Source organism: Actinophytocola sp. KF-1 (assembly GCF_054661535.1).
The window spans coordinates 274,214-296,209 of the sequence record NZ_BAAFVK010000009.1; the positions used below are offsets into that span (position 1 = coordinate 274,214).

15 protein-coding genes and 1 pseudogene are annotated in these 21,996 nt (G+C 72.6%); 9 read left to right on the forward strand and 7 right to left on the reverse strand.

Annotation, left to right across the window (positions count from 1 at the left end; genetic code table 11):
- Positions 1-5: 5 nt before the first annotated feature.
- Positions 6-983 carry a hypothetical protein gene (locus ACYQ77_RS27405; RefSeq protein WP_459716220.1) on the forward strand — a complete coding sequence of 326 codons (978 nt, stop codon included), beginning with the start codon at positions 6-8 and terminating at the stop codon, positions 981-983.
- Here the strand turns inward: ACYQ77_RS27405 and ACYQ77_RS27410 are convergent.
- Positions 980-3,223 carry a hypothetical protein gene (locus tag ACYQ77_RS27410; RefSeq protein WP_459716222.1) on the reverse strand — a complete coding sequence of 748 codons (2,244 nt, stop codon included), beginning with the start codon at positions 3,221-3,223 and terminating at the stop codon, positions 980-982. The two genes, ACYQ77_RS27405 and ACYQ77_RS27410, sit on opposite strands and share 4 nt — an antisense overlap.
- A 219-nt stretch (positions 3,224-3,442) precedes the next feature.
- Between ACYQ77_RS27410 and ACYQ77_RS27415 the strand changes: the two genes are divergently transcribed.
- A complete protein-coding gene (locus tag ACYQ77_RS27415; RefSeq protein WP_459716223.1) occupies positions 3,443-4,333 on the forward strand; it encodes a sugar phosphate isomerase/epimerase family protein in 891 nt (296 codons plus the stop codon).
- A 103-nt stretch (positions 4,334-4,436) separates the two neighbouring features.
- Here the strand turns inward: ACYQ77_RS27415 and ACYQ77_RS27420 are convergent, their stop codons facing one another.
- Positions 4,437-4,769 (reverse strand): DUF3140 domain-containing protein, encoded by a 333-nt coding sequence (locus tag ACYQ77_RS27420; RefSeq protein ID WP_459716225.1) that lies wholly within the window; start codon positions 4,767-4,769, stop codon positions 4,437-4,439.
- Positions 4,770-4,871: 102 nt separating this feature from the next.
- Between ACYQ77_RS27420 and ACYQ77_RS27425 the strand changes: the two genes are divergently transcribed.
- The 4 genes from ACYQ77_RS27425 to ACYQ77_RS27440 all read left to right on the forward strand — a co-directional run bounded on the left by ACYQ77_RS27425 (position 4,872) and on the right by ACYQ77_RS27440 (position 13,382).
- Positions 4,872-5,855, forward strand: coding sequence for a LacI family DNA-binding transcriptional regulator (locus ACYQ77_RS27425; RefSeq protein ID WP_459716227.1), 984 nt, complete (start codon positions 4,872-4,874; stop codon positions 5,853-5,855).
- A gap of 42 nt (positions 5,856-5,897) precedes the next feature.
- A complete protein-coding gene (locus tag ACYQ77_RS27430; RefSeq protein ID WP_459716229.1) occupies positions 5,898-8,663 on the forward strand; it encodes an RICIN domain-containing protein in 2,766 nt (921 codons plus the stop codon).
- A complete protein-coding gene (locus ACYQ77_RS27435) occupies positions 8,660-10,549 on the forward strand; it encodes a glycoside hydrolase family 76 protein (protein ID WP_459716231.1) in 1,890 nt (629 codons plus the stop codon). Before ACYQ77_RS27430 ends, ACYQ77_RS27435 begins: the two co-directional genes overlap by 4 nt.
- Positions 10,550-10,646: 97 nt before the next feature.
- Complete coding sequence (locus ACYQ77_RS27440; protein WP_459716233.1) at positions 10,647-13,382, forward strand: AbfB domain-containing protein; 2,736 nt, start codon at positions 10,647-10,649, stop codon at positions 13,380-13,382.
- On the opposite strand, the gene ACYQ77_RS27445 is transcribed toward ACYQ77_RS27440, so the two are convergent.
- The 4 genes and pseudogenes from ACYQ77_RS27445 to ACYQ77_RS27460 form a co-directional block, all read right to left on the reverse strand.
- A complete protein-coding gene (locus ACYQ77_RS27445; protein WP_459716235.1) occupies positions 13,379-13,543 on the reverse strand; it encodes a LysE family transporter in 165 nt (54 codons plus the stop codon). The genes ACYQ77_RS27440 and ACYQ77_RS27445 overlap by 4 nt on opposite strands.
- A gap of 45 nt (positions 13,544-13,588) precedes the next feature.
- A complete protein-coding gene (locus ACYQ77_RS27450) occupies positions 13,589-13,795 on the reverse strand; it encodes a hypothetical protein (protein ID WP_459716237.1) in 207 nt (68 codons plus the stop codon).
- A 10-nt stretch (positions 13,796-13,805) separates the two neighbouring features.
- A complete protein-coding gene (locus ACYQ77_RS27455; protein ID WP_459716468.1) occupies positions 13,806-14,330 on the reverse strand; it encodes a LuxR C-terminal-related transcriptional regulator in 525 nt (174 codons plus the stop codon).
- Positions 14,331-16,146: 1,816 nt separating this feature from the next.
- A pseudogene (locus ACYQ77_RS27460) lies at positions 16,147-16,590 on the reverse strand (ATP-binding protein); the annotation flags it as partial.
- A 125-nt stretch (positions 16,591-16,715) separates the two neighbouring features.
- Between ACYQ77_RS27460 and ACYQ77_RS27465 the strand changes: the two are divergent.
- A complete protein-coding gene (locus ACYQ77_RS27465) occupies positions 16,716-17,315 on the forward strand; it encodes an SGNH/GDSL hydrolase family protein (RefSeq protein WP_459716238.1) in 600 nt (199 codons plus the stop codon).
- Here the strand turns inward: ACYQ77_RS27465 and ACYQ77_RS27470 are convergent.
- Positions 17,278-20,298: a BTAD domain-containing putative transcriptional regulator gene (locus tag ACYQ77_RS27470; protein WP_459716240.1), complete on the reverse strand. Its 3,021-nt coding sequence runs from the start codon at positions 20,296-20,298 to the stop codon at positions 17,278-17,280. The genes ACYQ77_RS27465 and ACYQ77_RS27470 overlap by 38 nt on opposite strands.
- Here ACYQ77_RS27470 and ACYQ77_RS27475 point away from each other — a divergent pair.
- Positions 20,297-21,163 carry an alpha/beta fold hydrolase gene (locus ACYQ77_RS27475; RefSeq protein WP_459716241.1) on the forward strand — a complete coding sequence of 289 codons (867 nt, stop codon included), beginning with the start codon at positions 20,297-20,299 and terminating at the stop codon, positions 21,161-21,163. The two genes, ACYQ77_RS27470 and ACYQ77_RS27475, sit on opposite strands and share 2 nt — an antisense overlap.
- Before the next feature lie 64 nt (positions 21,164-21,227).
- Entirely contained in the window at positions 21,228-21,995 is a 768-nt protein-coding gene (locus ACYQ77_RS27480; protein WP_459716243.1) for a sporulation protein, read from the forward strand.
- Position 21,996: the final 1 nt, after the last annotated feature.

Consider the following 21,996-nt stretch of genomic DNA (forward strand, 5'->3'; position numbering starts at 1 on the left):
CGGTCGTGGGCACCGACCTCGCGACCCGGGCGGAGCTGGTGAAGCTGGCGCGTGCCCTGGGCACGTCCACGGACCGGGTGGCGTTCGCGGCCGTGCTGCCGCACGAGGACATCCGGCGGGTGCGGGAGCGGGTGGTGGCGACCCTGTACGACGAGCACCGGGCCGCGTTCCAGCGGGTCGCCGCGATCACGCGGGTGTTGCCGACGCCGGTGAACGTGCGGATCGCGTTGCGGGCGTTCCCGCCGCTGCTGGCCGCGCGGGTGGCCGGGGAGATGCCGCCGGAGCGGGCGGCGCAGCTCGCCGACCGGATGCCGGTGGCCTACCTGGCCGAGGCGTGCGTGCACCTGGACCCGCGCCGCGCGGCGCCGCTGGTCCAGCGGATCCGCGCCGACCGCGTGCTGGACGTGGTGACCGAGCTGATCGACCGCGGCGAGTACATCACCCTCGGCAGGTTGCTGGACGCGGCGACCGAACCGGTCATCCACGACGTGGCGATGACGGTGTCCACGGAGGCGTTGCTGCGCATCGGCTTCTACGCCGAGTCCGGCGAGCAGCTCACCAGGGCGGTCGCGCTGCTGCCACCCGCCCGGCTCCGCGACGTCGTCCACGACGCCCTGACCGGCTCCCGCGAGCTGGCGTCCGCCGGCCTGGCCCTGATCGGCAGACTCACCGACGACGACCTCCGCGGCAGGCTCGCGGAACACGCCGCCAAGGTCGACGAGGCGTCCCTCACCGCACTCCTCCACACCGCCGTCGACGACGACGCCGTCCCCGCCCTGCTGACCGCGGTAGCCGCGATGACCGACGACGCGAAGCACCACGTGCTGCGACTGCCGGCGCTGACGGAGCCGGACATGATCAGCGACCTGGTCCTGGCGGTCGAGAAACACGACCTGTGGCACACGATGACAGCGCTGACCGGCCACATGCCACCCGAGGTGCGTACCCGGTTCCAGGCGGCGTGCCGGCCGCGACCGGACTAGACGGTCGACCGCTGCTGGGGTATCGACGAGGATCCGGCGGGTTCCTCGAGCACCTCCGCCTCCCCGGCCACCAGCAACGGCGCGACGCCGACCAGCACCTCGCGCGCGCTGCGCAGCTGGGTGGCGAGCCGTGCCCGCAGGTCCTGCAACCGAGCAACCTCCTGCTCGGCGGCACTGACCCGCCGGTGCGCGTCGTCGTCGGCGGCCGTCACACGCCGCTCGGCTTCTTCGGCGGCCTCGCTGACGAGCCTTTCGGCCTCCTCGGCCGCAGCCGCCTTGCGCCGCTGCGCCTCCGCGCCCGCCTCGCCGAGCAGGCCCTCCGCCTCCTCGCCGAGCCGAGCAGCCTCCGCCCGCGCCTCACCGAGCAGCCGCTCAGCCTCCTCAGCTGCAGCCACCTTCCGGCGCTGCGCCTCCGCGCCCGCCTCGCCGAGCAGGCCCTCCGCCTCCTCACCCAGCCGAGCAGCCTCCGCCCGCGCCTCCCCGAGCAGCCGCTCAGCCTCCTCAGCCGCAGCCACCTTCCGGCACTGCGCCTCCGCGCCCGCCTCGCCGAGCAGGCCCTCCGCCTCCTCGGCCAGCCGAGCAGCCTCCGCCCGCGCCTGATCGAGCAACCGCTCGACCTCCTCGGCCGCAGCCGCCTTCCGCCGGTGCGCCTCCGCGGCCGCCTCGCTCAGCAGGCCCTCCGCCTCCTCACCGAGCCGGACAGCCTCCGCGCGCGCCTCACCGAGCAGCCGCTCGGCCTCCTCGCCCAGCTCGGCCGCCTGGGCCTGCGCTTCGCGGACCAGCTCGTCGGCCTTCTCCGCCGCGGCCGCCCTGCGCCGGATGGCCTCCTCGTCCGCTTCGACGAGCAGTCGCTCGGCCTCCTCCACCAACCCCGCGGCTTCCGCCCGTGCCTCGCTGACCAGCTGTTGGACCTCGTCGGTTGCCGCCACCGTGCGGCGGGCCGCCTCCTCGGCCGCCTCGCCGACCAACCGTTCGGCCTCCGCGACCGCGGCCGCCTTCCGCCTGGCCGCGGCCTCGTCGGCGGCCGTCACCAGTCGCTCCGCCTCGGCCGTTGCCTCGCGCACGCGGCGGGCGGCCTCGGCCTTCGCGGCGGCGATGCGGGCGTCCGAGCCCTCGGTCGCCTCGCAGAGCAACCGGCTCGCCCGCTCTCGCGACAATGCCACCCGGCCCTCGGCGTCCGCGGTCGCTTCCTCGACCAGGCGGGCCGCCTCCGTCCGCGCGCCGGCCAGCAGCTGCTCCGCCTCCGACGTGGCCGCGCGGACCCGGCGTGTCGCCTCCGCCTTCGCCGCCACGATCCGGGCCTCCGAAGTTTCCGCCGCTTCCCGGGTCAACTGACTTGCCCGCTCGCGGGACAGCGTCACCCGGTTCGCGGCCTCCACCGTCGCCGCTTCGACCAGGCGTTCGACCTTCGCTCGCGCCTCGGACAGCAATCGGTCCGCTTCCGTCGTTGCCGCCCGGATCCGGCGCGTCGCCTCCGCCTTCGCCGCGACGATGCGCGCGTCCGAGGTCTCCGCCGCTTCCCGGGTCAGGCGACTTGCCCGCTCGTGCGAGAGCGCGACGCGGCGTTCCGCGTCCTCCGTCGCCTCCTGGACCAGGCGTTCCGCTTCTCGTTGTGCGGCCACCTTCTGCTCCGCGATCTCCCGCATGGCCTCCGCGCGCCTGCGGGCCATGGCCACCTCGAAGTCGGCCTCCACGCGTTCCCTGCGGCGGGCGGCGCGCTCGTCGAGTTCGGTGCGCCTGCGGTCGGCCTCCGTGGTCATCACCGCCGCGTCCACCTCCGCCTGGTGCAGCAGTTGGCGGTGCTCGGCCTCCGTCGCGCGGCGGGCGCGGTCCATCTCCCTGAGCGCTTCCTCGTACTTGGCACGCAGCCTGCCCGCCGCCTCTTCGGCCGTGGCCCAGCTGTTCTCCGCCGCGGCCCTGGCCCGGGCCATGATCTCGGCCGCCTCCTCCTTGGCCAGCTCGACCATCCTGCGCAGGCGCGCCGGCACCGCCGCGGGATCGACCGGGGAGCGGGACAACTCGTCGATTCTGGCTGCCTGCCAAGCGTTCTGCGCGCGCAGCTGCTCGACCTCCGCGGTCAGCGCCTGCGCCAGCTCCGCGTTGGCGTCGCGGTCGGCGGCGAGCAGCCGCAGCTCCTCCTCGACCGCGTGCACGTACCGGCGGACCGGACCCCGCCGGTACCCGCGCAGCACCACGTCGAACCCGGTGCGGAGCGGGACCAGCTCCTTGCCGTCACTCACCCGGTCTCACTTCCTTCCGCCGCAGGAGAATTGACGTGTCCGTCCACAAAGGACATTCGAGGCGGACTGTGTGTGGTTCCACCCTTACCAGCGTCGCCCGAGGCGGTAAAGGCCCTCAGCGGTCAGAAATGATCAACCTGCGGCCAGCGGCTCTTGTGCCAGTTCCTTAGCAAGGCTTACAGTCGGCGCACCCGTACTTTTGACGATGAGGTGCAAAAGATGGCTGAATCTGAACGAAAGTCCTCGCGGCGCCGGTTTCTCCATGGCGCGGGCACGGCGGCGGCGGTCGGGCTGACCGCGCTCGCCCTGCCCGGGACCGCCACGGCGGCGTCCGGCGGGCGTCCGGTGCCGCCCGGCAAGATCGGTTTCCAGCTGTACTCGGTGCGCGACATGCTCAGGGCCGACCCGGAAGCCACGCTCGCGATGATCGCCGACGCGGGATATGCCGAGGTCGAGCCAGCCTACGACTACGGCAACCGCACCCCGGAGCAGTTCAGGAAGATCGTCGACGACAACGGCCTGAAGGTCATCGGCAGCCACCACAACCCGTACGACTTCCGCGGCGACCTGGCGAAGGTCACGCTCGAACGCGCCGTGACGCTCGGCCAGAAGTACGTCGGCGTCTCCTACATGGACGGGCAGCAGACCGCGGACGGCTACCGGCGCATGGCCGAGGAGATGAACCGGTGGGGCGAGGCGGCACGCGCCTACGGCCTGCACTGGTACGCCCACCTGCACGACAACGAGTTCGCGACCGACCCGTCGACCGGCGAGGTGCTGTTCGACATCTGGCTCGCGGAGACCGACCCCGGCCTGGTGTCGTTCGAGATGGACCTGTACTGGATCCTCCGCGCGGGCGCCGACCCGGTCGCCTACCTGGACCGCCACCAGGACCGGTTCCCGCTGTTCCACCTCAAGGACGGCACGCCGACCCAGGGCATCGAGACCGACCTCGGCGAGGGCACGGTCGACTTCGTGGCGATCCTGTCGCACCTGCGCAGCCTGGGCGCGCACGACTTCGTGATCGAACGCGACCAGCAGCCCGACCCGGTCCGCACGGCGCACGTCTCCTACGACTACCTGCGGAGCCTGCGCTTCCCCCGCGCCTGAGTCGCGGCCGGGCGCCGGAGGGTCACGATCAGCATCGGTCGCACCATGACCGTTCGCTGCCGTGCCCACGGCGCCCGGCACGCGGCGCCGCGATGGGCTTGCGTCAGGCCTTCAGCGGGTCGTGGCCGATGGTCATCAGGCGGTGGCGCCAGTTGGCCTGGCCCGCGGTGGGTTCGAGGTCGTCGCGCCGTTCGGTGTGGATCCGGTCCACCACCTTGCGCATCACCCGGACGTCGTCGTCGTTCAGGTCCGTTTTGCGTTTGCCCAGGATCGCGAGGACGTGCTGGCCCGTCTCCGTGCCTGCCTGGTCGGGGAGCTCCTCGGTCTGATCGGCCGCCGACCTCGTGCGCAGCCACTCGCTCAGCTCACGCGACGACATGTTCACCACCCGGTGGAACTCGTCCCACAGGGTGTCCTCGACCGGGGTGTTCGCCACCTTTCTCGCCTCCTCAGTCGGTGCTGGTGAGTTGCAGGGCTACCCGGGTGAACGGCCGCCAAACGCCTTTACATCGTTGGCACAACGTTGTAAAAGTCATCCATGGCCACCTTGAAGGACGTCGCGGTGCTCGCCGGGGTGTCCGTCAAGACGGTGTCGAACGTGGTCAACGGGTACGCCTTCGTGAAGCCGGAGAACCGGCGGCGCGTCGAGGACGCCCTGGTCGCCACCGGGTACCGGCCCAACATCGGGGCTCGCAACCTGCGCCGTGGGCGCACCGGGTTCATCGCGCTCGTGGTGCCCGAGCTGTCGATCCCCTACTTCGGCGAGCTGGCGGGCGGGATCATCGCGGCGGCCGCCGAGCACGACTGGAGTGTGCTGATCGAGCAGACCCAGGGCGACCGGGCCCGTGAGCGCAAGGTCATCGCCGACCTCGGGCCGCACATGGTCGACGGGGCGATCGTCAGCCCGCAGGCCGTCGAGCCCGACGACCTCGCCGCTCCCGGCGTGCCCGTCGTGCTCCTCGGAGAGCACCCCCTGCCGCTCCCCCTCGACCACGTCGGCATCGACAACGTCACCGCCGCCCGCACGGCCGTCCGCCACCTCATCGACCTCGGCCGCACCCGCATCGCCGTCATCGGCCAGCACCCCACCCGCGGAACCGCCACCCAGCGGCTCGCCGGCTACCGGCAGGCCATCGCCGAGGCCGGGCTGCCCGAGATCGTCGCGACCGCGTTGCGCTACCACCACCAGGACGGGGCGCAAGCCATGGCGGCCCTGCTCGACCGGCACGAGCCACCGGACGCCGTGTTCTGCTTCAACGACATGCTCGCGCTCGGCGCCATCCGCGCCGCGCACGACCGTGGGCTGCGCGTGCCGCACGACGTCGCCGTCGTCGGGTTCGACAACACGGAGCACAGCGCCTACAGCGTGCCCGCGCTCACCACCATCGCACCGGACAAGGCGGCACTCGCGAAGGCGGCCGTCGACCTCGTCCACCGCCGCGCCGCCGGCGGCGAGCACTTCCCGCCCCAGGACATCGCGATCCCGTTCGTCTTGGAGGTCAGGGAAAGCACCACCCCATAACCGAATACGGCACCAGGTCCCCCTGCACCCTGGAGCTCCACCATGCGAGTACAACGACGTACCGTGCTGATCGGCGGCGCGCTCGCCGTCGGCGCGTCCCTGCTCCCCCGTACCGCGACGGCGGCGGCCGCGCCGCGAAGACCGGCCTTCCTGCGGCTCCCGCCCGGCGCGGTCCGCCCGCGCGGCTGGCTCGCCACACAGCTCGACCGCCAGCTCACCGGCCTCTGCGGCCGCTACCAGGAGGTCTCCGACTTCCTCCGCTTCGACACCTCCGGTTGGGTCCACCCCGACCGCGACGGCTGGGAGGAACTGCCGTACTGGCTGCGCGGCTACGGCGACCTCGGCTACGTCACCGGTGACGCCCGGGTCCTCGCCGACACCGAACGCTGGGTCGAGGCCGTCCTCGCGACCACCTCCTCCGACGGCTTCTTCGGCCCCGCCCGCCTGCGGACCAGCCTCAACGGGCACGCCGACCTGTGGCCGCACATGCCGCTGCTGCACGCGCTGCGGTCGTGGGCCGAGTACCACGGCGACACCCGCATCGACTCCCTTCTGACGCGCTTCTTCCAGTTCACCGCCCGGCAGCCGGACGGCGTGTTCACCGACGGCTGGGGCAACACCCGCTGGGGCGACACGATCGACGTGGTCATGTGGTTGTACGACCGGACCGGCGACGCCTCGTTGCTGGACCTCGTGCACCGCATCCACCGGCTGTCCGCGAACTGGACCGGTGGCGTCGCCAGCCTGCACAACGTCAACATCGCGCAGGGCTTCCGCGAGCCGGCCCAGTACTGGCAGCTCTCCGGCGACACGGCGCACCGCGACGCCACCTACCGCAACTACGACACCGTCCTCGGCACCTACGGCCAGTTCCCCGGTGGCGGGTTCGCCGGTGACGAGAACGCCCGTCCCGGCTTCGGCGACCCCCGCCAGGGCTTCGAGACCTGCGGGATCGTCGAGTTCATGGCGAGCCACGAACTGCTCGTCCGGCTCACCGGCGACCCGGTGTGGGCCGACCGCACCGAGGACCTCGCCTTCAACCTCCTTCCCGCGAGCCTCGACCCGCTTGGGCGGGTCACCCACTACGTCACCAGCGCGAACGTGGTCCGGCTCGACAACATCGCCAAGACGCGGCGGCAGTTCCAGAACGGCTTCGCCATGCAGGCCTACAAGCCCGCCGTGCACGACTACCGCTGCTGCCCGCACAACTACGGCCAGGGCTGGCCGTACTTCGTCGAGGAGATGTGGCTCGCCACCACGGACGGCGGGCTCGCCGCGGCCCTCTACGGCCCGTCGACCGTCACCACCTCCGTCGCAGGCGCCCGCGTCACCATCACCGAGGACACCACCTACCCGTTCTCCGACACCATCACCTTCCGCCTCTCGCTCGACCGCACGGCCACGTTCCCGCTCGCCGTGCGCATCCCGGGGTGGTGCGCGAGTCCGCGGCTCACCGTCAACGGCACCGCGGTCACCACCACCCGCGGCTTCACCACCGTCAACCGGACGTGGCAGAACGGCGACACCGTCGTGCTCACGCTGCCGATGACCGTCCGCACCCGCACCTGGCCGAGCGGCGCGGTGTCGGTGGACCGCGGCCCGCTGACCTACTCGCTGCGGTTCGACGAACAGTGGCGCCGGTACGCCGGCACCGACGCGTGGCCCGAACTCGAGGTCACCTCCCCCACCGCGTGGAACTACGGCCTCACCGCCGACCCGGCCCCGTCCGTGGCCACCGGCGGGAACGTCACCGACCCGTTCACCGTCGACGGCGCGCCGGTCCGGATCACCGTCTCCGCGCAGCGGATCCCGGACTGGACCGCCGACCCCGAGAACGTGATCGGCACGCTGCAGGGCAGCCCGGTCGCCACCACGACCCCCGTCGAACGGGTCACGCTGATCCCGATGGGCGCGGCACGGCTACGCATCACCTCCTTCCCGCGCACCGGCGGCACGCGTACGTGGGGCACGCCGGGCCCGGCGTGCCGCATCCAGAACAAGAACAGCGGCAAGGTCCTCGCCATCGACGGCATGTCCACGGCCGACTCCGCCCACGTCGTCCAGTTCGCCGACAACGGCACCGCGGACCACCTCTGGCGGCTCGTCGACCTCGGCAACGGCCGGGTCAAGGTCGCGAGCGTGCATTCCGGCAAGGTGCTCGGCGTCGACGGCATGTCGACCGCGAACTCGGCGCACGTCGTCCAGTTCACCGACAACGGCACGGCCGACCACGTGTGGGACCTGCTCGACAACGGGGACGGCTGGTTCCGCCTCCGCAACGGCAACTCGGGCCGGGTGCTCGGCGTCGACCGCATGTCCACCGCCGACTCCGCGCACGTCGTGCAGTACGACGACAACGGCACCGCCGACCACCTGTGGCGGATCGTTCCCGACGGCGACGTGCGGATCCAGAACCTCAACTCCACCAAGGTCCTGGCGGTCGACGACATGTCCACCGCGGACTCCGCACGGGTCGTGCAGTTCGCCGACACCGGCACGGCCGACCACCTGTGGCGGTTCCTGCCCGACGCCGACGGCTGGTTCCGCATCCGCAACGCGCACTCGGGCAAGGTGCTGGCGGTCGACCGCATGTCGACGGCCGACTCGGCGCTCGTCGTGCAGTTCAGCGACAACGGGACCCGCGACCACCTGTGGCGGTTGCGTGCCGACTTCGACGGGCTGTGGCGAATCCAGAACGCCAACTCCGGCAAGGTGCTCGGGGTCGACGTGATGTCCCACGCGGACTCGGCGCAGGTGGTCCAGTTCGCCGACAACGGGACCGCCGACCACGTGTGGCGGCTGTGGTGAGGGCGCTGGTGATGGCCGCGGTGCTCGCGGCCGGTCTGCTCGTGGTGCCGCCCGCACAGGCGGCGGCGGTCGTGTGCTTTCTCGCGTGCGACACGCTCGACCCGTCACGGGCCGGGCAGGAGACCTTCCCGGTGCCGGAGCGGAACGTCAACGGGCGCAGGCTGGTGCTGCACGTGTCCGATGTGGACGGTATGGTCTGGGGGAGCATCGACAACGGCCTCACTGGGGACTCGGTGTGGCTCGACCGGTCGTGGGACGGCGGGCGCACGTGGGACGGATTGCTTGGTAAGGCAACGATACCCGCGACGTGGACCGGCACCCGCACGCTGATGTACAACATCGGCGACCCGCGGCACCACCGGCGCGGGATGATCCGTGCGTGCGGTGATGCGAACGCGGTTACGTGCACCGAGTGGGTGTACCCGACCGTGTGCGACGTTCACTGCGACCGCACGGATGCCGGTCAGGCGAGCGGTGACGTGCAGCCGGTACCACCCACATCGTTGTCCGGCCGGGTGATTCGCCTTCACGTGGACCAGAACGCGATGGCGTGGGCAAGCATCGAGGCGGGCGCACCGGGCGACGAGATCTGGCTGGATCGCTCGTGGGACGCGGGCGCGACCTGGCCGGACGGGTCGTCGCTCGGCCGCACGCCGGTCACCGGGAACGCCGCCAGGACAACGATGTTCGCCACCCGCGACCCGCGCGGGCGGCTGTACGGCGGCGCGGTCCGCGCGTGCGGTCGGGCGGTGACCGGGCAGAACGGCAGCTGCACGGCGTGGGCCCGGCCCGCGCCGACCCGTGCGGGCGCGGCCGCCGACGCGCTGATGTACTCCTACGACCCGTACCAGGGCTGGTGGCCGAGCAGCTGGTGGAACTCGGCGGCCACGTTGACCGCGCTCATCGACCAGGGCGGCTACGACTGGGTGATCGCGCGGACCTTCGACCGGAACAAGGGCACGTTCGCGGCAGGCGAACGCGGCACGGACGCGATCGAGGGCAACTTCGTCAGCCGTGCCATCGACGACAGCGCGTGGTGGGGGCTCGCGTGGATCGCCGCCTACGACCGCACTCGCGAGTCCCGCTATCTCGCCATGGCGACCACGATCGCGGATTATGTACACCGGTACTGGGACACCGGAACGTGCGGCGGCGGGGTCTGGTGGGACCGGGAACGCACCTACAAGAACGCCGTCACCGCGGGCTTGTACCTGCGGTTGGTGGCGGCCGTGCACAACCGCACGGCCGGGGACACGGTCTGGTCGCAGCGCACGCGCACGGCCGCGGCGTGGTACCTCGGCAGTGGGCTGATCAACGCCGCCGGGCTGGTGAACGACGGGCTCACCCGGGACTGCCGCAACAACGGGCAGACCGTGTGGACCTACAACCAGGGCCTCGCGATCGGCGGCATGGTCGAGGCGTGGCGTGCCACCGGTGACGCGGCGCTGCTCGACGCGGCGCGGCGGCTCGCGGACGCGGGCGTCAGCGGCCTGACCCGGGACGGTGTGCTGACCGAGTCATGCGACGTCGGGACGGCCGTCTGTGACGACAACCAGAAGCAGTTCAAGGGCGTGTTCTCGCGGTATCTCGCCGATCTCGGGCGGGCGACGGGCGCGTACGGCGATGTCGCTCGCCGGCAGGCGGATTCGATCTGGTCGCGGGACCGGGATCCGTTGAACCGTCTCGGTCAGCGGTGGGCGGGCGGCAGCCCCAACCCGTTCGACTGGCGCACGCAGGCGAGCGCTCTCGGTGCGCTCACCGCCGCGTCGCACGATCAACGGCGGCCTCCGGCCCCCCGGGATCCAGCGTACCGGGTGGGACCGACATTGAGCGGCGGCCGAACTTCGTTGTCCACAACCCATTCGGGTGGATCCCGAGCGAACTGACCGTTCGCTCGGGCCAGGGGTCCCCCGTTTTCCACGCTAGTCGCAGTCACCGACAGAACCGAACGCGCATCCACAGCCCACCCCAGTAGGAGCAGCCATGAGATTGAGACATTTGCTCAGTACCGCAACGAGTTTCCTGGTCGCCGCCACCACGGTCGTCGCGGTCGCGCCCGCCGCGGACGCGGCCGTGTGGGTGCCCAAGACCCCGCCCCTGACCACGCCGTGGACCAGCCAGGTCTCCCCTGCCAACGCGCTGCCGGAGTACCCGCGCCCGCAGCTGGTGCGTGCGGAATGGCAGAACCTGAACGGGGTCTGGGAGTTCGCGGGCGCCTCGTCCATCAGCACCCCGCCCGTCGGGCAGACGCTGCCGGAGGGCGTGCTCGTGCCGTACCCGATCGAGTCGGCGCTCTCGGGTATCCAGCGGCACCACGACAACATGTTCTACCGCCGCACGTTCACCGTGCCGTCCACGTGGAACGGCCGCCGCGTCAAGCTGAACTTCGGGGCGGTCACCTGGGAGACACGCGTGTGGGTGAACGGCACCCCGGTCGGCACCCACACCGGCGGTTACGACGCGTTCTCCTTCGACATCACCGGTGCGTTGCGCGCCGGGGACAACGAGATCATCGTCGGCGTGCACTCGCCGGTCGACGGGCAGCGTTTCCCCATCGGCAAGCAGCGCCGCAACCCGAGCGGCATCTGGTACACGGCCGCGTCGGGCATCTGGCAGACCGTGTGGCTGGAACCCGTCGCCGCCAACCACATCACGCGGCTCGACACCACCCCGGACGTGCCCGCCGGCGTGCTCGACCTGGTCGTGCAGGGCTCGGCGGGCCAGCAGGTGCGGGCGGAAGTACTGACCGGCGGCACGGTGGTCGGGTCCGCGACCGGCACCGTCGGCGCGCACCTGCGGATCCCGGTGCCCAACGCGCGACTGTGGTCGCCGAGCGACCCGTTCCTGTACGACCTGCGGGTGACCATGGGCACGGACGTGGTGACCGGGTACTTCGGCATGCGGTCGCTCGGCAAGGCCGTGGTCGGCGGCGTGATGCGGCCGCTGCTGAACGGCAAGTTCGTGTTCCAGCTCGGCACGCTCGACCAGGGCTACTGGCCGGACGGCATCTACACCGCGCCGACCGACGAGGCGCTGCGGTTCGACCTGGAACGGCAGAAGGCGCTCGGGTTCAACATGGTCCGCAAGCACATCAAGGTGGAGCCCGCGCGGTGGTTCTACTGGGCGGACCGGCTCGGTCTCATGGTGTGGCAGGACATGCCGGCACTCGACGCGGTCAACGACACCAACGCCACCGCACACGCCAACTACGAGTCGGAGCTGACCCGGATCGTCAACCAGCTCAAGGGCATCACGTCGATCGTGCAGTGGGTGCCGTTCAACGAGGGCTGGGGCGAGTACGACAACGCGCGGATCGTCGACCTGGTGCGGTCGCTCGACTCGACGCGCCTGATCAACCACAACTCGGGGTCGAACTGCTGCGTGTCCGACCCCATGGCGCCCAACGGGGACGTGATCGACGACCACGCCTACCAGATGTCGGGCGGCACCAGGACCCCGGACGCGACGCGGATCGCGGTGCTCGGCGAGTACGGTGGCCTCGGCCGTCGCGTCGCGGGCCACGAGTGGCAGCCGGGCGCCGGGTTCGCGTACGGCGACCTGTACCCGGACGAGGCGTCGCTGACCACCCGGTACGTGACGATCACGGCGGAGGTCGCGCGGTTCGTGCAGACGCGTGGTCTCTCGGGATCGGTGTACACGGAGCCGTACGACGTGGAGAACGAGGTCAACGGGTTCTACACCTACGACCGGCGGATACTGAAGATGACCGCGTCGCGGGTCCTGGCGGTGAACCAGCGGGTGCTGGCGGCGGCGTCGGGCACGTCGGTGAACCAGGGCGAGCTGACGTCGCTGCGCGTGACGACGCCCGGGTACACGAACCGGTACCTGCGCCACCAGGACAGCCTGGCCCGCACGGACACCGACAACGGCACCGACGTGCTGAAGCAGGACGCGACGTACTGGGTGCGGCCGGGGCTCGCGAGCGCGTCGTGCGTGTCGTTCGAGTCGCGGAACTTCCCCGGCCGGTACCTGCGGCACGCGTCGTCCCGCATCCGGCTCGACGCGTCCGACGGCTCCGCGGGCTTCGCCGGTGACGCGACGTTCTGCCCGCGGGCGGGCTGGGGCGCGGCGGCGCTCGAGTCGTACAACAACCCGGGCGCGTTCGTGCGGCACTACAACGAGGCCGTGTACCTGGCGCGCTCCGGCGGCCCCAACCCGTGGGACACGGCAACGTCGTTCGCGCAGGACACCACGTGGGCGGCGACCATCCCGCTGTGGCGCAGCGGCGCCGACCTGCCCCGCGACCAGGCGCGGTCGTTCCGGGTGACGACGCCGGGCTTCACCGACCGCTACCTGCGCCACCGCGACGGCCTGGCCCGCACGGACGTCGTGACGTCGGCGAGCGACGCGCTGACCAAGGCGGACGCGACGTTCGTCGTGCGCAGGGGGCTCGCGGACCCGTCGTGCTACTCCCTGGAGTCGCGCAACTTCCCGGGCTCCTACCTGCGGCACCAGTCGTACCGGGTGCGGTTGTCGGCGAACGAGAACACGGACCTGTTCCGCCGGGACGCGACGTTCTGCGCGCAGCCCGGCAGCGGCGGTGTCCGGCTGGCGTCGCTGAACGAGCTGGGCACGCACGTCCGCCACTACGCGGAGGAGGTGTGGGTGTCGTCGAACGGCGGTGCGCACACCTACGACAACCCGACGTCGTACGACGCGGACGTGACGTGGGCGGTCAGCGCGGCGTGGACCCCCTAGGGCTGCGGTGACGCGGCGAGCACCCCGAAGCCGATGAGGACGGTGCCCATGAGGCCGTCGATCGCGCGCCGGGCCCGCGGCCGCCGCAGCACGTCGCCGAAGGTGGCGAACAGGACCGCGTAGGCCGACATCCAGGAGAAACTGACGAGGGCGGTGATCACGACGAGCGCGCCGGGCAGCCACCACGGGCTGTCCGGCGTGACGAACTACGGCAGCAACGCCGACATGAAGAGCGCGGTCTTCGGGTTGAGCGCGTTGACCAGCAGCCCTTCGCGGTAGCCGCCTGCCCGGCCCCGCGGTGCGGGTGTGTCCTGGCGTCGCGTGGCGCTGCGCAACGACCGGACGGTGTCCGGCCCGGGCACGAGCGTGGCGAGCCACGCCACCCCGGCGAAGGTCAGCAGGGTGGTCAACATGGTCGCGAACCTAATCAGCGGCGCTGCGCCGGGGAACGCCGTCCACATGCTGGGCGCCGCCCCGCACGATGTCGACCCGCGACCGCATCCCGAGCTTCGCGAGGATGTGCGACACGTGCGACTCCACCGTCCGCACGGACACGTTCCTCGGCGTCGGTGAGGCTGCCTCGCCCGGTGCTGGCCTGCCGGTGGCGTGCACGCGAACCTCTGCGGATCCCGTACTTGCGCAGGGCCGCGCGCAACCGCGCCACGTCCCAGCCGGCGTCAAGCCCGTCGTAGATCTCGTCGGCTCGTGTGAACGCGGCCCGGGACGCCCTCCGGTCCCCGTCCTCGGCGAAGCGCACGGCGGCTGCCTCCAGTGCCTTCGCCTCGCACAGCGGCCGCCCGGCCTCGGCGAACTTGTCCGCGGCCAGCAACAACAACGCTGTGCTCCGGTCGAGCAGGCCACGACAGTAGGCCGCATTTCCCTGTCGATGCGGCACCGGCGCTCTCCCGGCGAGGCCCGCCGCTCGTGCCGCGGCGTCAGCGACGACATCCACCGCGCCCCTCTCGGCTCCAAGCCGCGCGGCCTCCGGGAGCAGGTCCTCCACCTCGTCCAGTTCTTCCGGCCGTTCCGCCAGACATGACACGAGTACGTCCAACGCTTGATCGCCTTCGTCGGCGACCTCGTGGAGGAGGCTGCGCGCCAGTGTCATGGCGGAGACGACCCGGTTGCCGATGTGCGCCGCGGTGGGCGCCGCCCGGTCCAAGTGGCACCGCGCCGAATCGGTGTCACCACGGTGGAACGCGATGACCGCCGCGACGCCGTGATCGCAGCAGGTCGCGCCGGGATCCTTCATCTCGTCCGGCAAGGCCTCGGCCTCACGCCGTGCGTCGTCCCACCGGCCGGCTTCGAACAGCAACTGCGCCATCGCGCTTCGCGCCTGCGCGAGCCGTGGCACGCTGCCTGCCCGGTCTGCGATCCGCCGCACCCGCTTCGCCGTGCCGAATGCCTCGTCATAACGGTCGAGGTCGCCGAGGGCGACCGCCTTGTTGATCTCCAACAGCATGCTGAGGTCGGTCAGCGCGGGATCGTCCGCCACCACGTCCAGCGCCCGGTCGAACAACGGCAGCGCGGCGGCGACGTTGCCCTTCATCACCGACACGACGATCATGACGTGCAGAGACCAGGCCACCGCCCACGTGTCACCGGCTTCTTCCGCCGTCGCCAGCGCTTCCGCCGCCAGGTCACCGGCCACCGACACGTTGCCGAGGTTCCGGTGTGCCCGAGCCGTGAGAACGAGCAGCCGCGCCCGTTGGCGCAGTGAGACGCCGGGAATCTTCAGCGCCCTGCCCAGCGCGTCCAGCGACGCCCCGAACCGGCCGACGAAAGCGCGGCTCTGGGCAATCGTCCAATGCAGCTCGACGAGCAGGTCCCGGTCGGACGCGGCGGGCAACGCGCGCCGTGCCGTGCGCTCCGCATTGAGCGCATCGCCGGAGCGGTACTGCGCCTCCGCCAACTTGGCCGCGAGGACAACTCCCCGCGAGGTCGTCACGGGAGCTTGGCGGCACGCCTCGCGGAGCAGTTCGACCGCGTCCCCAGGCGTTTGTGCGACGAGGGTGGCCGCGGCGTCCGCCAGCCAGTCGAGCATCGATGTCTCGAACGGATCGACACCGGGTGTGGTGACGGCTCGCAGCAGCTGCCTGGCGACGCGGTGGACGGGGGCACCGGCTTCGGCGAGTGCGCGGGCCGCGTCGCGGTGCCAGGCGGTTCGGACGGGTAGTGGGATCTCGTCGTAGAGGGCGGCGCGGATCAGTGGGTGGCGAAAAGATAGCTTTCCATCGGTCTCCCCCAGTACGCCCGCGGTGCGGGCGTGGTTGATGGCGCGTGCCAGGTCCGGCACGCGGCGGTTCTGGACGATCGCCAGGTCGGCGACCAGGAACTCCAGCCCCAGCAGCGCGGCGGCCTGCAGTACGGCGCGGTCGTCGCGGGGTAGGAAATCGAGGCGGTCGGCGACCGCCCCGAGGAGGGATTTCGGGATCGGGCCGGCCTCGACCTCGACGGCGCCGCCGTGTTCTCGCAGGCGGTGGGCGCGGGACAGGGCGGCCACGAGTTCGGTCAGGTACAACGGGTTGCCCGACGCGTCGGCCGCCACGTGCCGCAGGCTCTCGCCGGGCCGACCCCCAGTCAGCCCGGCGAGAAGATCTCTGACGTCGTCGTCACGCAGGCCTGCCAGGCGCAGGACCTTGCCGGCGGCTCGGCGGACGGGCAGGAGTTCCCCGCGTTCCGGTGTCGGGCGCGTGATGCCGATCGCCAGCAGCGGTTTGTGCTGCGCCGTTCTGGCGAGGCGGGACCACACCTGGATCGTGGCCTGGTCCGCCCACTGCAGGTCGTCGACGACGAGGATCACCGGGGTGGCGTCGCAGAGTTCCGCCACCAGGGTCAGCAGGTGCTCCGACGCGGCCGCGACCGGGTCCAGGTCGCCGGTGAACTCGCCGCGCAGGAGGGTTCGTATCGCGGTCAGGCGAGGGGTGGCCAGGTGCCGGCAGGCGTCCAGCAGCGGGCGCAGCGGCAGTGCCTGACCGAGTTCGTCCGCGGCTGCCCACAGGACGTGGCAGCCGCGGCCCGCGGCGAAGTTCGTGGCGGCGCGGGCCAGTGCCGACTTCCCGATGCCCGGTTCGCCTTCGATGAGGGCTGCCGCGCCCTGGCCCGTCGCCGCGGCGTCGGCCATTGCTTGCAGGCAGGCCAGTTCTGTTTCGCGTCCGACCAGGTCGTCCACGCATTCACGGTACGGTGGGGCCGCTGTCGCGAGCATGCCGACACTCTTCGCGACGTGGAGCGGCGAGACATCCGTGGTTCCACTGAAGCGTGTGGGCCATCAGACATCGGACGGATGTCGTCACGGGATCAACGACGACCCCGCCTGCGTTGAACTGAGCGATGACCACGATTCGCTTCCGGGTGCTCGGTGACTCGCTCGCCGCGGGCGTCGGCTGTACCCGGGCCGAGCAGAGCATCGGGCACCTCCTCGCGGGCGCGCTCCGGGCTGCCGGGCACCGGGTGGAGCTGAGCGTGCACGCCGTGCCGGGTGCCCGTTCCGCCGACCTCGCGCCGCAGGTCCGTGCCGCCGTCGCGGCGGGCGCCGACCTCGCGTTGATCGTGATCGGCGCCAACGACCTGACCCGGCTGACGCCACCGGCCGTCGGTGCGCGGCTGCTCCGCGACGCCGTCGCCACGCTCACCGGGGCCGGTGCGCGGGTGATCGTCGTGACGGCACCGGACATGGGTGTGCTCGCCCACGTGCCACCCGCGTTCCGGGACGTCGTGTCGCAGGCGAGCAGGCTCTACGCCACCGCGCAGGCCGACGCCGCCACCGCCGCGGGGGCGACCGTCGCGCACGTCGGCCCCGAGGTGTTCTCCCGGTTCGCGTCCGACGACCGCATGTTCTCCGCCGACCGGTTCCACCCGTCGGCAGCGGGCTACGCGGTCATCGCGAACGAACTCACGTCGTACGTCCTCGCGGCGGCGCAGGCCGCCTGAGCCAGTGCGCCGCGCCCGCACGGGTCGCGACCTCGGCCGCCTTCCGGCGGTGTCCCTCGGCGGCACGGCCCAGCGCGTCGGCCAGGTCGGCCAGGTAGTGGGCGACCGGGCGCAGCGTCACCAGCCCGCTGCCCGCACCGGCCAGCTCGTCCTCGGCGGGCAGGAGGTCCTCGTACAGGCGTGTCATCGCCGCGCGGTCGTCGCGGTCGATGGCGATCAGCGCGTGCAGGCAGGTGCGGACCTCGAACAGCAGGTCGCGTGGCGCGGGCGGAACCGGTGCCGTGCTCGGTGCCACCAGCGGACGGCACCACGGTTCGTGCGCGCCGAAGTCCGCGTCGACCGGCGGCAGGCCGCGCTGGAGGCGGTCGCACAGCAGGGCCAGGCCCAGGACGCCGTTGTCCACACCGGACATCCCGGTGCCGTGGAGGCGCCGGGCGGCCGCCCGGTACGCCGCTTCCGCCGGCGCGCCGGTGATCGACGCGCGCAGTGCCCGGTACCAGTCGGTGAACACACCCACCAGCGGGATGTCGTGCTCCGCAGCGAGGTCGTCCGCCGCCGCGGCGTGCCGGTCGGCGGACGACAGGTCCGCGAGGGCGGCGCCGGACTGCACGAGGATCAGGTGGCCGAGCACCTCGAACGGCACCAGGTCGTGCATCGACGCCAGCTCGGCGCCGATCGCCGCCCGCTCCGCCGCCAGCCCGGCACGGTCGAACGACTGCAGGAACCGGGCGTTGAGCGCGAACGCCAGCACCGCGGGGTCGGCGAGCCCCCGGGCGATCTCCTCCGCCTCCCGCGCCGCCGCGCGGACCCGTTCGTCGCCGGTGTTGCGCAGCTCGACGGCGATGGTCGCCAGCAGGCGGCTCCGCAACGCGGGCGGCGGGTCGCCGGCGAGGGCGTGGTCGGCTGCGGCCGCGATCCGGCGTGCCAGCACGGGGTCGTCGGGCTCGGTCCAGAGCGCGGGCACGTCGAACGCCACCAGCGCGGGCGCCGACCCCAGCAGCTCGGCGCGCAGCGCGCGGGCCCCGGCGAGGTCGCCGGTGACGGCCAGCGTGCGGGCGAGCCCCGCGGTGACGTGGTCGTCGGGTTCGCCGTGCTCGCGTGCCACCCGCCACCACCGCGCGGCCTGGTGCGGTGCGAACCGCCGTTCCGCCTCCGCCGCGGCGGCCCGCGCGTACCGGGCGGCGGCGGATCCGTTGCCCGTCAGCAGGAAGTGGTGCGCGAGCGCCGCGACCTCGCCGGGCCGCACCCGTTCGAGCGCGGCGGCGGTCTCGGCGTGCCAGCGGGCGCGGCGGGACCGGGACACGTCCTTGTACAGCGTGTCCCGCACGAGGACGTGCGCGAACCGGAACCACCCCGGCGCCTGTTCGGTGAGGAAACCGCGCTGTGTCGCGGTTTCCAGCGCGTCGAGCACGTCCCCGGGCAGCAGGTCCTCCGCGACGTCCATGCCCTGCACCGACGCGCGCCGCAGCACGTCCTGCACGGACGACGGCAGGGTGGCGACCCGGTGGCGCACCACTTCCCGGACACCGGCGGGCACGTCGGTCAGGTCGCCGGTGTCGAGCAGCCGGGCCAGCTCGCGGACGAAGAACGGGTTGCCGCCGCTGCGCTGGTGGATGAGCGCGGCGGTGGCCGCGTCGATCTCCCGGCCCGTGGTGGCGCGGACCAGGTCGGGGATGGCGGGGGTCGGCAAGCCCGTCAGGTACACCCGTTCGGGTTCGGCGCGGGCCACGCGGCCGAGGAAGTCCCGCAGCGGCGGCGGCACGTCGGTGGTCCGGTAGGTGCCAACGATCAGCACGCGCCGCGGCGGCGGCGCCAGCACCAGCGACGCCAGCAGCGCCAGCGTTTCCTCGCCCGCCCAGTGCAGGTCGTCGAGGACCAGGAGCAGCGGCGCGTGCCTGCCGAGGTACGCGGCGATGGCGCGGTGCCAGCGGGCGCGGACGGGGTCGGGTTCCGGTGCGGCGCCGGGGAGGGCCTCGAGGATCGTGGTCCACGGCCAGGCGGCGGGCAGCCCGTCGTCGTCCGGGTTGGCGCCCCACGCCGTGGTCCACCCGCGTGCGGACAGCCGCGCGGCGAGGGCCTCGGCGAGCGCGGTCTTGCCGGCGCCCGCCTCGCCCGCGATCAGCGCGAGCGGTGCACGGGTGGCGGCGAGCCGGGCCAGTTCCTCGGACCGGCCGACGAGGGCGGGTGTTCCCGGCTCGTCGACCGGCACCTGCGCGAGGATGTCGGCCTCCAGTGCGCGCAGGGCCGGACCGGGGTCGATGCCCAGCTCGTCGGCCAGGACCCGGCGGGCGCGGCGCAGTGTGTCGAGCGCGTCGCCCTGCCTGCCGGTGCGGTAGCGGGCGAGGGCGAGCAGCCGCCAGCCCTCCTCGCGCCACGGGTGCCCGTCGACGTGCGCCTCGAGGTCGGGCACCACGTCGGCGGCGCGACCGTCGTCCAGCAACGCTGCCGCGCGGCGTTCGACGGCGAGCAGGCGCAGCTCGTCGAGCCGGGCGATCTCGCCGCGTGCCCACGGCTGGTCGGCGAACTCCGCGTAGGCGGGGCCGCGCCACAGCGCGAGCCCCTCGGCGATCTCCTCCGCTGTCCCGGCCACGGCCTCCTCGAACCGCCACGCGTCCACGGCCTCGGCGCGCAGGGCGTACCCGGAGCCCTCGGTCACCAGCAGCCGCGCCGGTGCACGGGGCGGCCGGTCCGGTTCGAGGGCCTTGCGGAGCGCGCCGACGAACGTCTGCACCGCGCCGACCGCGCCGTCGGGCGGGTCCTCCCACAGGTCGGCGACGAGGGTGTCCACCGGCACGACGCGACCGCGCGCGACGAGCAGCCGCGCGAGCACGGCGCGGTGCCGCGGTCCCTTCAGGTCGACCGGGCCCCGCTGGTCGTCGGCCGTGAGCGGTCCGAGCACCCGGAACGTGATCACCGGTGGCAGCCTAACCCGCTCGGTCCGTGCTGACCGGCCGCTGATTCGCCGCTCCCATGCTGGCGGCATGCAGATCCCAGGATTCGACTACCAGCGTGTGCCTGCGACCGACGGCGTGTCACTCAACGTGGCCGTCGGCGGCTCCGGCGACCCGATCGTGTTGCTGCACGGCTTCCCCCAGACCCACCTCATGTGGCGGCACGTGGCCGCCGACCTCGCGAGCGACCACACGGTCATCTGCCCCGACCTGCGGGGCTACGGCGACAGCGACAAACCGGCGGACACGGGCCGCACCTACGCGAAGACGGCGATGGCGGCCGACGTCGTCGCCGTGGCCCGCGCGCTCGGGCACGACCGGTTCGCGCTGGCCGGGCACGACCGGGGTGCGCTGGTCGCCATCCGCGCCGGGCTGGACCACCCGGAGGCGGTCACCCGGCTCGCGTCACTGGACGTGCTGCCCACGCTGGACATGTGGGACGTGCTGCACGGTGTGACGGCGTCGGTCGCGTTCCACCTGTACCTGATGGCGCAGCCGCCCGGGCTGCCGGAGGCCATGATCGCCGCCGCGCCGGACGCGTTCTTCGGGCACTTCCTCGACCTGTGGGCCCGCGACCCGGCCGCCATCCCGCCGGACGTCCGGGCCGAGTACCTGCGCGCGAGCCGCGCGGCGGTGCCGTCGATCGTGGCGGACTACCGGGCGTCGGCCACCGTCGACGTCGCCGACGACGAGGCGGCACGGGCGGCCGGGGCGACGTTGCGGATGCCGGTGACGGTGCTCCAGCAGGACTGGGGCGCGGCGCTCGGCTACGACGCGGCCGCGGTGTGGCGGGCGTGGGCCCCGGAGCTCACCCACGTGACGGTGACGTGCGGGCACTACATGGCGGAGGAGGCGCCCGCCGAGGTGATCAAGCACCTGCGCGGGATGCTCGCGTAGCGCCGGGAACGCAGCGGTCCGGTGCTCCGTTGTCATGGCGGTGTCGTGGGGATGGGGGGTCCGGTTGTTCGACCGTGTGCGTTCGGCGCTCGCCGGTGGACGGCCGTCGGTCGAGACCGTGCTCGACACGGCGGTCGTCCACCCCGGCGACGGGGTCACCGGCCGGGTGTCGGTCGTGGCCGACCGGAAGGAGGCGGCGCTCTCCCGGGTGACCGTCGGGCTCGTCGTGCAGAGCGAGTTCGTGCCCGTGCTCGAACGGCGGATGGTGCCGTGGTCGGCCCAGCTGTGGCACACCGACCTGCGGCGGGACGTCCTGCTCGCCCCGCAACAGCGGCTCGACCTCGCGTTCCGGTTCGCCCTGCCGGTGGAGACCCCGGTCACCGCGGTCGGCGACGCCGTGCTCCCGTTCGTCGTCGGCGTGCGCACCGAGGTGGTCGTCCACGACGGACAGGACACCGGTGACCTCGACCGGTTGCTGGTCCAGCCCCTGCCGTCGCAGAGCCGGGTGCTGGACGCGTTCGGTGTGCTCGGCGCCCACTTCCGGTCCGTCACCGTGCACCCGGGCCGCCTCCCGTCGCTGCCGCAGGAGTTCGACTTCCAGCAGGTCCTCGTGTTCACGCCGCCGTCGTGGTGCGCGGACCGGTTCGAGAGGATCACGCTGACCTTCGTCGCCGGGCCGCGCGACCTGTGCGTGCTGGTGACGGCGCACCCGCGTGGCGGGCTGATCCGGCCTGCCGCGGTGACCGCCCGGTGGACCGTGAACCACGAGGACGCCTGCGTGACCGACTGGGCGTCGCTGATCGGCGGGTGGCTGCAGGGCGCACGCGGGTAGG

Bases quoted from the DNA above. Each gene is read 5' to 3' on its own strand.
- ACYQ77_RS27415 (WP_459716223.1), top strand. From the start codon at position 3,443: ATGGCTGAATCTGAACGAAAGTCCTCGCGGCGCCGGTTTCTCCATGGC.
- ACYQ77_RS27425 (WP_459716227.1), top strand. From the start codon at position 4,872: ATGGCCACCTTGAAGGACGTCGCGGTGCTCGCCGGGGTGTCCGTCAAG.
- ACYQ77_RS27430 (WP_459716229.1), top strand. From the start codon at position 5,898: ATGCGAGTACAACGACGTACCGTGCTGATCGGCGGCGCGCTCGCCGTC.
- ACYQ77_RS27440 (WP_459716233.1), top strand. From the start codon at position 10,647: ATGAGATTGAGACATTTGCTCAGTACCGCAACGAGTTTCCTGGTCGCC.
- ACYQ77_RS27450 (WP_459716237.1), bottom strand. From the start codon at position 13,795: ATGTTGACCACCCTGCTGACCTTCGCCGGGGTGGCGTGGCTCGCCACG.
- ACYQ77_RS27455 (WP_459716468.1), bottom strand. From the start codon at position 14,330: ATGTCGTCGCTGACGCCGCGGCACGAGCGGCGGGCCTCGCCGGGAGAG.
- ACYQ77_RS27465 (WP_459716238.1), top strand. From the start codon at position 16,716: ATGACCACGATTCGCTTCCGGGTGCTCGGTGACTCGCTCGCCGCGGGC.
- ACYQ77_RS27475 (WP_459716241.1), top strand. From the start codon at position 20,297: ATGCAGATCCCAGGATTCGACTACCAGCGTGTGCCTGCGACCGACGGC.
- ACYQ77_RS27470 (WP_459716240.1), bottom strand. From the start codon at position 20,298: ATGCCGCCAGCATGGGAGCGGCGAATCAGCGGCCGGTCAGCACGGACC.